8 protein-coding genes are annotated in these 11584 nt (G+C 34.2%); all 8 read left to right on the top strand.

The window, feature by feature from the left end; all coding sequences use genetic code 11:
• Window positions 1–33: 33 nt before the first annotated feature.
• Window positions 34–2427, top strand: a complete 2394-nt coding sequence (gene pbpC, locus GCQ56_RS09125; protein ID WP_152734176.1) for a penicillin-binding protein 1C — start codon at window positions 34–36, stop codon at window positions 2425–2427.
• Between the two features lie 69 nt (window positions 2428–2496).
• The gene (locus GCQ56_RS09120; protein ID WP_152734175.1) at window positions 2497–3543 is read left to right on the top strand and encodes a CNNM domain-containing protein; all 1047 of its coding nucleotides are present in this window, start codon (window positions 2497–2499) and stop codon (window positions 3541–3543) included.
• 145 nt (window positions 3544–3688) lie between these two features.
• Window positions 3689–5032, top strand: a complete 1344-nt coding sequence (locus GCQ56_RS09115) for a response regulator (RefSeq protein ID WP_152734174.1) — start codon at window positions 3689–3691, stop codon at window positions 5030–5032.
• A gap of 76 nt (window positions 5033–5108) precedes the next feature.
• Window positions 5109–6023 (top strand): glutaminase, encoded by a 915-nt coding sequence (locus GCQ56_RS09110; RefSeq protein WP_152734173.1) that lies wholly within the window; start codon window positions 5109–5111, stop codon window positions 6021–6023.
• Between the two features lie 75 nt (window positions 6024–6098).
• Window positions 6099–6638, top strand: a complete 540-nt coding sequence (locus tag GCQ56_RS09105; protein WP_152734172.1) for a carbonic anhydrase — start codon at window positions 6099–6101, stop codon at window positions 6636–6638.
• 55 nt (window positions 6639–6693) lie between these two features.
• Window positions 6694–7137, top strand: coding sequence for a DUF2007 domain-containing protein (locus GCQ56_RS09100; protein ID WP_152734171.1), 444 nt, complete (start codon window positions 6694–6696; stop codon window positions 7135–7137).
• Window positions 7138–7223: 86 nt separating this feature from the next.
• Window positions 7224–7949, top strand: coding sequence for a pseudouridine synthase (locus GCQ56_RS09095; RefSeq protein ID WP_152734170.1), 726 nt, complete (start codon window positions 7224–7226; stop codon window positions 7947–7949).
• 337 nt (window positions 7950–8286) lie between these two features.
• A partial coding sequence (locus GCQ56_RS09090) for a hypothetical protein (protein WP_152734169.1) occupies window positions 8287–11584 on the top strand: 3298 nt, incomplete at its 3' end.

Here is an 11584-nt window from a genome sequence, read left to right as displayed (position 1 = left end):
CCGATAGTTCTCAAAATCTATCGGGGAATTCATATGAAATTTAATAGATTTAAATATTGTAAATCAGGAAAATACCGCATGTTTATGTTGGCATTTTTGCTATTGTCTATTATTTTTTGGTTCTCATTGCCATCAAACCTATTTCAAGATCCTACTTCTACCATTTTGTATAGTAGGGAAGGAAGCTTGTTGGGAGCCAGAATTGCAGATGATGGTCAGTGGAGATTTCCTGATTTGGTAGAGACTCCTAATAAGTTCGAGAAATCTCTTTTAACATTCGAGGATCAATATTTTTACTGGCATCCAGGTGTTAATCCCGTTGCAGTTGGTAGAGCGGTAATTCAAAACTTAAAATCAGGGAGAATAGTTAGTGGAGGAAGCACCATTAGTATGCAGTTGATTCGAATTTCTCGGAAAGGAAAATCACGATCGGTTTATCAGAAATTGGTAGAAATGCTTCTTGCTCTGAGGCTGGAATTAAGCTACTCAAAGGAAGAGATCTTAGCTAAATATGCCTCGCATGCGCCTTTTGGCGGAAATGTAGTAGGATTGGATGCTGCAGCCTGGCGATTCTTTGGTAGAAATGTAAATGAACTTTCCTGGTCAGAGGCGACAACTTTAGCAGTCTTACCTAATGCTCCATCACTGATTTATCCTGGTAAGAACAGTGAAAAATTACGATTAAAACGAAATCGACTATTGGATAGGTTGCTGCAAAAAGGAGAGATTGATTCGACTACTTGTGAGTTGGCAAAACAGGAAGAGATTCCTCAAAAAATTCATCACTTACCAAGAATTGCTCCTCATTTACTGGATAGAGCTCATAAGGAGCATCGTGGAGAAAAGGTAATAAGCACTATAAATTATGGTTTACAGGAACGAGTTAATAGCATTGTCAGAAAACATCAGAAGCATCTTGAGGCAAATGAGATTCATAATATTGCTGTTTTGGTTCTAAGTACAGAAACGGGGCAAGCATTATCATATGTAGGAAATTCAGAGAGGACTGGATTTAATAATCATGGAAATCAGGTGGATATTATACGATCGGCGAGAAGTACAGGTAGTGTTTTAAAGCCATTTTTGTTTGCTAGTATGATTAATGAAGGAGAAATTTTATCCAATACTTTGGTGCCAGATATTCCAACTCAGATAGCAGGTTATTCACCTAAGAATTTTAATTTGAGATATGATGGTGCTGTTCCGGCAAAAAATGCCTTGGCACGCTCTTTAAATGTTCCTTCAGTTAGAATGTTAAGAGGTTATGGAGTGGAGCGTTTTCATTTTTTGCTTAGAAAAATGGGCATGAATACTTTGAATAGACCAGCAGGACATTATGGATTATCTCTGATTTTGGGAGGAGCTGAAGGTAGAATGTGGGAGCTATGTGGCATGTATGCCAGTATGTCTCGAATTTTAAATCACTACAATAGTTATGATGGAACTTATTACACCAATGATATCAGAAAGGCTAGCTATACAATACAGAAGAATAAATTAAAGAGAGAAGATTCTCAGCCAATTATGAAAGCTTCAGCTATTTATCAGACCTTTGAGGCTTTATTAGAAGTGAATAGACCAGATGGTGAGAACGGTTGGAAATCATTTTCTTCGTCTCAGAAAGTAGCATGGAAAACAGGTACAAGTTTTGGCTTTCGCGATGCATGGGCAATTGGTACAACACCGAAATATGTTGTTGGTGTTTGGGTTGGTAATGCTGATGGAGAAGGTAGACCAGGATTAACAGGTGTTAGTGTTGCTGCACCCGTAATGTTTGATGTTTTTGATTTGCTCCCGAAAACGGAGTGGTTCGAGCAACCTTATGAGGAAATGGACTTAGTTCCAATTTGTCGAAATAGCGGACATAGAGCAGGAAGGTGGTGTGAAGAGGTAGATTCAATGTGGATTAGTAAATCTGGTTTAGAAACAGAAGTATGTCCTTATCACAAATTGGTACATTTAGACCAGTCGAAACGATATCGTGTAAATTCAGATTGTGAGAATGTTAGTAATATGGTTCATCAATCGTGGTTTGTTTTGCCACCTGCAATCGAATGGTACTATAAGAAAAGAAATCCTTTGTATCGTCCCTTACCAACTTTTCGTGATGATTGTATAGGAACTGGAGACTCAAAAGTAATGGAATTGATTTATCCGAAAGGAAATGATCGATTGTTTGTACCAATTGATTTGGATGGAATGAGAGGAAGTGTGGTCTTTGAGATGGCTCACCATGATCCGGAAATGACTGTTTATTGGCATTTGGATGGAGAATTTATTGGCACTACGTCTCAGTCTCATCAAAAGGAATTGAGTCCTGCTGAAGGGGAGCATTTACTTACTTTAGTTGATGAACAGGGGGTTACGTTGTATAAAAAGTTTAGTGTTGTAGGTAAAAATGAACACAAGACCAGTATAGATAATTAGGGCTAATCCTATTTTTATTCGTTCTGAAAATTGGTAAATTACACCAAATAACTAATATCCATAAAATTTATGTTTCTTTTATTTTTCTATTTATTTATAGCACTTTTTATTTCCTTTTTGTGTTCAATTCTTGAATCGGTTTTGCTTTCTACGCCAATATCTTTTTTGAATGTTAAAATTGATGAAGGATCAAAAAAAGCATCTGTATTTTTGAAATTAAAAGACAATGTTGAGCGACCACTTGCAGCGATTTTATCTTTAAACACAATTGCTCATACAATAGGAGCTGCGGGAGTTGGAGCTGAGGCTACGAAATTGTTTGGGGAGGTTTATTTTGGTGTTGTATCTGCGGTACTTACCTTGTTGATTTTAATATTTTCTGAAATAATACCAAAAACAATTGGGGCTATATATTGGAGAAAGTTAGCCATCTTATCTGGGATTGTAATTCAGTCAATGGTGATATTAACTTATCCGTTGGTGTTGTTTACTACTTATCTCTCTAAGATAATTGCAAGTAAGCAAGAAGAGGCTTCGATTAGTAGAGAAGAAATATCGGCAATGGCAAAAATTGGAACCGAAGAAGGTGTATTTGAAGAGAAAGAGAATAGAATTATACAGAATCTTATTCGCTTAAAATCGATAAATGTAACGGATATAATGACACCTAGGGTAGTGGTTACAGTTGCTGATGAGAATATGAGTTTAAAGGAGTTTTTGAAAAATAAAGAGTATTTGTATTATTCACGAATTCCAATTTATTCTGGTAATAAGGACAATATTACCGGTTATGTATTTCGCCAGAAGATTTTTGAGGAATTGGCTGAAGGAAAGAATGATGTTTTATTAAAGGAAATATCTCGCGAAATTGTCATAATATCAGAATTTCAAACCCTACTAAATACCTGGGATAAATTGTTAAATAATAAGGAACATATTGCCCTTGTTGTTGATGAGTATGGAGGAATGGATGGAATCGTTACCATGGAAGATATTATTGAAACTTTATTAGGGCTTGAAATTGTTGATGAGCATGATAAGGTCGTGGACATGCAGCAATATGCCCGCGAAAGATGGAAAGAAAGACAAGCCAAGTACAATGTTTTTGATGATTAAAGGGTTTTAAAAATAGAATCTTTTAATGGATTGTTTTATTGTTAGTTAAGCTGAATTTAATATTTGCAGATAATATTAAAATAATTAATTTTATTGCCTCGTTTAAAACGGGTTAGAATTGGTAATAAGTTTAAAGTCAATATACGTGAAAAGATTCTTTTTGAAATTCGAATATCAGTTTTTCCTTGCATATCTATTAATAGGTGGAGCATGGATTTTATTCTCAGATAGAATTGTAAAAACTCTAATTCATGATGTTGATCACTTAACTTCAATACAAACCTATAAAGGGTGGTTTTATGTATTGATGACAGGTATACTTTTCTTTTTTTTATTGAAAAAGCATTTGCTGAAAATTAGAAATGCGGAATCAAAAGCTAAGGAAAGTGACAGATTAAAATCAGCCTTTTTGCAGAATATGTCTCATGAAATCCGGACTCCAATGAATGGAATTGTTGGTTTTGCAGGACTTTTAAAAGATGATGATTTATCAATATCACAAAAGGAAAAATATTTGAGTATTATTACACAATGCTCTGATCAGCTGTTGAATGTTGTTAACGATGTTTTGGATTTGTCGTTAATAGAAACCGGAAATATTGAAGCTGCAAGAAATTCGGTGAGTATTAATAAAATACTTGATGACTATTACAATACGTATTCGGCGACATTAAATGAGGGAATATCGTTGAAATTGGTAAAGGGATTGAGCGAAGAAGATTCTGTTATTGTAACAGATGAAGTAAAGTTTAGACAAATTGTAAATAATTTGTTAAGTAATGCACAGAAATTTACCGAAAATGGGTCAATAGAATTTGGATATGAATACAAACAATCTCAGATACAATTTTTTGTAAAAGATAGTGGAATTGGTATTGATTCGAAAATGCATGACGGGATATTTGATCGCTTTAGAAGAGCAGAGATTGAAACCACAAAAACAATAGGAGGAGCAGGTTTAGGATTGGCAATTTGCAGGGGGAATACCAATTTACTTGGTGGTAAAATTTGGGTTGATTCAACTCCTGGATTGGGTTCGAGTTTTTATTTTACTATTCCTGTTAATATTCAGATAAGTGATAAAAATATTCCTATTAATATTGATACTGATGAGCCTATTGCAAATAATAATTGCATTCTTATTGCAGAAGACGAGGAGAGTAATTTTCTTTATATAAGTGAAATTTTAGAAGAGTCTAATCTGGAAATTTTTAGAGCAATTAATGGGCAAGAGGCAATTGAAATTTACAAAGAGAATAAGAAGATTAGTCTCATTTTAATGGATATAAAAATGCCTGTATTAGATGGGTATAATGCAACACATAAAATAAGAGAATTTGATTCTGATATACCGATAATTGCTCAAACAGCTTTTGCAATGAGCGATGAACGGTTAAAGGCTCTGGAAGCAGGATGTACGGATTATATTGCGAAACCATTTAGGAAAAATGAGGTTTTATCAATGATTCGAAAATATCAAAAAAAATGATCTGCAAATTTTCTAATTAGTTAGATTCACCGTTTTATTCTAAGGTGTACCTTTGTGAATTCTTAATATGTACATCATGGATTATCAGAAAATATTTTCAAACATTGTATCGCAAATGCAGAGTTTTAAGGATTCTGGCAATTTGGCTAACTATATACCTGAATTGGGTAATGTTAGTCCTCAAAAGTTCGGAGTTCATTTGGTTACGATAGAAAATAGTAATTATAATTTAGGAGATTCGGCAGAAAAATTTTCTATTCAGAGTATTTCAAAAGTACTATCACTTACATTAGCCTTTGAAATAGAGGAGGAGAATTTATGGAAAAGAGTTGGTGTTGAGCCATCAGGGACTCCATTCAATTCTTTAATTCAGTTAGAACATGATGAGGGAATACCCAGGAATCCATTTATCAATGCTGGAGCGATCGTTGTTGCTGATATTTTAGTCAGTCATCTTCAAAATCCTAAAAAAGAGTTTCTTGAATTTGTTAGAAAGTTATCAGGCAATTCTACAATTACTTATTCAGATATAATTGCAGAATCTGAAAAATCTACAGGCTATCGAAATGCTGCTTTGTGTAATCTAATGAAGTCATTTGGTAACATTAAAAATGATATCGATGTAGTTTTGGATTTCTACTTCAATTTGTGTTCTATTGAAATGACATGTGATGAATTGGCAAAGACCTTTTTATTCTTAGCTAACTATGGTAAGAATTCAATTACTGGTGATAAGATAATAAGTACAAGTAAATCGAAAAGAATCAATGCCGTAATGCAATTATGTGGTTTATATGATGAGGCTGGAGAATTCTCGTTTAAAGTAGGATTACCTGGAAAAAGTGGTGTTGGGGGCGGTATTGTAGCTGTACATCCTGGGAAATACAGTATTGCAGTTTGGAGCCCTCGCTTAAATAAAAAAGGAAATTCGAATAAAGGAATGAAATTTTTAGAGGAATTCACTACAGCTACAGAATCTTCAATTTTTTAGTGCTTGTTTTCAATTTGCAATAATCGTTCAATTGTCTATCTTTAGAATCATTCTAAACCACGATTATTAAAAACTATGAGCCAATTAATTGAAATCAACAGTACAAAAGATATTTTACCAGAATACCAGAACACACCAATAGGATTGCTTCTTGAATTTCACAATTTGAATAGATCTTTTGAAGATTATAAACAAGCACAATTGTTGGTCGGAATGTGCATGGACCACAGAAAACATCTCCATATTCCGGAGAATTTTTCTTATATCATTAGAACCGGTGGTGCTAATCTTAGATACAGCGAATTTAAAGTTTCCTATGCTATTTCGGTAGGAGGAATCAAGCATATCGCACTTATCGGTCACAATAATTGTGGCATGGTGAATTTGAATTCTAAAAAGGATCAATTTATTAGCGGATTGGTCAAAGAAGGAGGCTGGTCTCAAGTTAGAGCGGAAGAACACTTTAACAATTTTGCACCCATGTTTGAAGTTGGTAATGCCATGGAATTTGTAGCTTACGAAGCCAAACGTTTGAGAATTAAATATCCTAAAATTGTTGTAGCTCCATTGTTTTACAATGTAGATGATAATAAATTGTATATGATAAAGGAATAACTTGGTTGAGTAATTTATATTGTTTTATTAAATTTGCAGTAAAGTGTAAATATTTATGAGCAATTGGATTATTGTATTAACTACCGTCCTTCCTCAGGAAGCGCATATGGCAAAGACTTATCTAGAATCATTTGGAATTGATGTTTTTATTAGAGATGAATTAACAGCACAAGTAGATAACTTCTGTTCAAATGCAATTGGCGGTGTTAAATTATTAGTACACGAATCTGATTTTGATAAAAGTATTGAGTATCTGAAAAGTGGAGGTTATATTACAGAGGCTGATTTATTGGTGGAGAGGGATATTCAAAAAGTTAAATTCGCAAAGAATATGGATAAGACTGTTTGTCCATTTTGTAAATCCAAAAATATTGGTAAGGTTCGCGAGCCAAACTTTCTTATTTTGATAACATTCTTTCTGTTGGGTATTCTTTTCCCTTTATTTAAGAGGAGTTATAAATGTTTTGAATGTGATAAGGAGTGGAAGTTTATTAAGTAATTTTTTTGAAAGTACCATATTTAAAATATTCCTGTATTTTTGCGACAATTTAATTCTTCTCAGAAAGATTTTTAACTAAGATAGCAATGGAATACACCAGATTAAATAAGGCAATAGCGGAAACCGGATACTGTTCACGTCGCGAGGCGGATAAATTAATTGAATCAGGTAAAGTGAAGGTGAACGGTAAAAAAGCTGAAATGGGTGTAAAGGTTACCAGAGAGGATGAAATATCTGTTAAAGGACAAGTTGTTACTAAAACTGTAAAAAGTATTTATTTAGCATTTCACAAACCAGTTGGAATTACTTGTACTACCGATCTTAGAATTAAAGGAAATATTATTTCTTACATCAATTATCCTGAGCGTATTTTCCCAATTGGTAGATTGGATAAACCTAGTGAAGGTTTAATCTTTATGACCAATGATGGTGATATTGTGAATAAAATTCTTCGCTCGAGAAACAATCACGAAAAAGAATACATCGTTACGGTAAATAAAAAAATCACCTCTGATTTTATCAAGAGAATGGGAAATGGGATTCCTATTCTTGACACTGTTACTAAAAAATGTCGTGTTACCAAGGTAAATAACTATACCTTCAAAATTGTACTTACACAAGGTTTAAATCGACAAATTAGAAGAATGTGTGAGTATCTAAGATATGATGTTACCTCACTTAAACGACTTCGGATCATGAATATTTCACTTGGTAATATAAAGCCAGGAAAATATCGTTCTTTCACCAAAAAGGAGTTAAAAGATCTGTTAAACCTTTGTGAGGATTCGCGCAAAACTCATGATGGATTTTAACTTTAATTATACATTTTTATTCTCAGTATTAATTCTTCTTATTAGATTTTCATCCTTTCATTGAATGAGAGTGATACCTTCTTTTATTTAATCTTATATTCATAAAGTTACACATCAGTGTTGCTTATTTAATCTCATTTTTAATAAAAAGCTCTCCTCTTCAGAAGTGCCTTATAGTCACCTACTTGTAATTTTGTTTAAGAATTATTAATATATTGACAATGATTTATAGAACTTTAATCATTAGATTTACGTATTTAAGAGAATAAAATAAGTCTTTCGTCAAAAATGATGTGTGTTTGAGGATTGTAGTGATGACGTTTTAAAAGGAGAATAAATGGATAAACTTCTACGGCTGTTTTGTTTTACGCTGTTTTTTACATTTGGTTGTAATTTGGGATATGCTCAGATTGTTCGACCTGTAAATGATACAACAATTTGTGCAGGTGAGTCTGTGATTCTTGAAGCAAAGCCAGGATCATATATGTACAATTGGAGTACAGGTGATTTATCAAAAACAATAACTGTTTCACCGCTTGTTACAACTTCGTATAACCTACGTGTATTTATTCCTGATACTGGAACAGAACTGATCACTAATGGTGATTTTGATTTGGGTAATATGGGGTTTTATAGTGAATACGTTTATTGTCCAGATGCAGGCGTTTCTTCTTCTAATCATTCGCATTATGCTTCGCTTTGGCAAGAAGGAAGATATGCTGTAGATGATAATCCTAATGAATATCATGCGAATTTTTCAGCTTGTGGAGGTCATACAGGAAATAATCCTGATAATTACCTGATTGTAAATGGAGCACCTGATGAAAATGTTGTGGTTTGGAGTCAAACCATTAACGTAAATCCAAATCAATATTATGCTTTTTCTACATGGGCTTGTAATGTACACCCTACCAATCCTGCTCGCCTCGAGTTTATGATTGATGGAGTCTTAATGGGAGATTATATTGAACCTAGTTCAGGTTCAACTTGTGCATGGGAAGAGTTTTATTCATTGTGGCACTCAGGAACAAAAACATCAATTGTAATCTCCATAGTAAATAAAAATTTGATTCGTAGTGGAAATGATTATGCTTTGGATGGTATTTCATTTAATCCTTTGGTTGAAGTTCCGGATACTAGAACGGTAACCGTTGTTGATCCAGCAATTGTAAATGCAGGTCCTGATCAAACAATTTGTGGAAATGAAACGGCAATATTGTCGGCAAGTGCATCAAATCATACAGGATTTTTATGGTCTACTTTAGGAGATGGTACATTTTCAGATGCATCGAACTTTAATTCTAATTATACACCAGGGGCGAATGATAGATTGAATGGATCTGTTATTTTATTAGCAACTGCTGATTCTAATAATCCATGTGGACAGGTAGTTGATGATTTACTATTGACACTAAATCCAGTTCCGTTTATTGACTTTGGAGGAAATCAAGCTTCTTGCGGAGGCGGTGATTATACTTTAGATGCTGGAAATCCAGGTTCTACTTATTTATGGAGTACTGGTGAAACATCGCAAACTATTGATGTGTCAACAGCAGGAAATTATACTGTTGAAATTACAAATTCGTTCGGATGTGTTGAATCTGAATCTGTTTATGTGGGGTTTTATCCGGAATTGACAATTGATTTAGGTGCTGATCGTACGGTTTGTACTGGTAATCCGGTTGTTTTGAATGCTGGCATATCTGGAGGTACTTATTTATGGAGTACAGGAGAAACAACCCAAGAGATAATAGTGTATACGCAAGGTAATTATTCAGTTACCGTAACCGATTCAAATGGCTGTACAGCAACAGATGATATTAATGTTAATTTAGTTCCTCCTCCAACTGTTGATTTAGGTCCTGATCAGGTTCTGAATGATGGTGATGTTATTACTTTGGATGCAGGTTCTCAATTTATGTATGTATGGGATGATGGGTCTAGAGGAAGATATTTAAATGTTGATAAACCTGGATTGTATTCGGTTCGTGTTTACGATATGAATGGATGCTCGGCAATGGATATGGTTAATATTACCAGTGCATCGGGAAATGTGCCTGATGTGACATTGAATGATACAATTATATGTAGAGGGGAATCTGTTGAATTGTATGCTGGAAACGATTTTTTATTCAATTGGGATGTTGATGGTTTATCTTCAAGAGTTGTTGTTGCTCCCGATTCAACCGCCACTTACAATCTTCGATTATTTTATATTGATAATACTCTAGAACTTGTCAATAATGGACATTTCACTTTAGGAAATATTGGTTTTCAGAGTGATTACTATTATTGCTCGAATCCGTGGGCTCGATCTTGTCGTAACAGGTCAAGTAAATATGGAGTAGATGATTATACGAGAATATTTGGTAATGATAAGAGTAATTGTTCCGGAGTAACGGGGAATTCTAATGATAATATGTTGATTGTTGAGGGGGATCAAGTAAATAGTACTGTTTGGGAACAGGATATTAGTGTTGATCCAGATAGTTATTACGTATTCTCATTAAATATTACCAATCTTAAAGGAAGTAGTTCTGATGATTTTGATTTAGTAATTGATGGTAAAGTGGTGTTGAGTTTTTCTACAGCTTCACCATGTGATTGGAATGAATACAAAACACTTTTGTATTCTGATTCATCAAATCAATTAAACATACAAATTAACAATACGAATACTACTGGTGTAGATAATGCATTTGCTCTAGATGCTATTAGTATGTTTAAACTTTCAGAAATTCCTTTAGATGTTACTGTAGAGGTGGTTCAGCATGTTACTGCGGATGCAGGAAATGATCTGGTTATTTGCGAATCGGGAACTGCAGGTTTAAATGGTGTTGTAACAAATGCATCATCATACATCTGGAAAAGTTTAGGAGATGGAACATTTGACAATTCAGGATTGCTAACTGCAACTTATACTCCTGGCGTTACAGATATTGCGAATGGATTTGTTGATTTAGAATTAAGTGCACAGCCTATAGCACCTTGTCTTGTTCCTGATGCAGATACTATGCGAATTGATATTAGTAGTAATCTAGCTATAGATATTGGACCAGATAAAGAAATATGTGATGGGAATTCGGTTGTCTTAAATGCAAATTATTCTGGTGGCTCATATTTATGGAGTACTGGCGAAACAACTCAATCAATAACTGTTGCTGTTTCAGGAATTTATAATGTTATTGTAACAGATATTTATGGATGTTCAGGTTCCGATGAAATGAATCTAATAGTTTATTCAAATCCTGTATTCGATTTGGGTGCAGATCAAGAAACCTGCGAAGGTGTTGATGTAATGTTAGATGCGGGTCTGCCAGGATCAACATATTTATGGAGTACGGGAGAAACCTTACAAGCTATCTTAGTGAATACAACAGGAAACTATTCCGTTACTTTAACCGATATTAATGGCTGTTCAGCGAATGATGATGTAAATGTAACCGTTCACCCGAATCCAACAGTAGATTTAGGATCCGACCAGGAAACTTGTAATGGAAATACCATAACATTGGATGCAGGTAATGCAGGATCAAGTTATTTATGGAGTACAGGTGAAACGACTCAAACGATCACAGTATCAACAACAGGAAATTATTCAGTAGTAGTAACTGATGCAAATGGCTGTTCAGCGA

Origin of the sequence: Marinifilum sp. N1E240 (assembly GCF_009295825.1) — a bacterium.
Lineage (GTDB): Bacteria > Bacteroidota > Bacteroidia > Bacteroidales > Marinifilaceae > Marinifilum_A > Marinifilum_A sediminis.
Note: the sequence above shows the minus strand (reverse complement) of the source record. Positions and strands in the feature narration are given on the sequence as shown.

What these genes read in the sequence shown, in the direction of transcription:
- GCQ56_RS09100 (WP_152734171.1), top strand. Translation starts at nt 6,694, where the DNA reads ATGAGCAATTGGATTATTGTATTAACTACCGTCCTTCCTCAGGAAGCG.
- pbpC (WP_152734176.1), top strand. Translation starts at nt 34, where the DNA reads ATGAAATTTAATAGATTTAAATATTGTAAATCAGGAAAATACCGCATG.
- GCQ56_RS09120 (WP_152734175.1), top strand. Translation starts at nt 2,497, where the DNA reads ATGTTTCTTTTATTTTTCTATTTATTTATAGCACTTTTTATTTCCTTT.
- GCQ56_RS09095 (WP_152734170.1), top strand. Translation starts at nt 7,224, where the DNA reads ATGGAATACACCAGATTAAATAAGGCAATAGCGGAAACCGGATACTGT.
- GCQ56_RS09110 (WP_152734173.1), top strand. Translation starts at nt 5,109, where the DNA reads ATGGATTATCAGAAAATATTTTCAAACATTGTATCGCAAATGCAGAGT.
- GCQ56_RS09105 (WP_152734172.1), top strand. Translation starts at nt 6,099, where the DNA reads ATGAGCCAATTAATTGAAATCAACAGTACAAAAGATATTTTACCAGAA.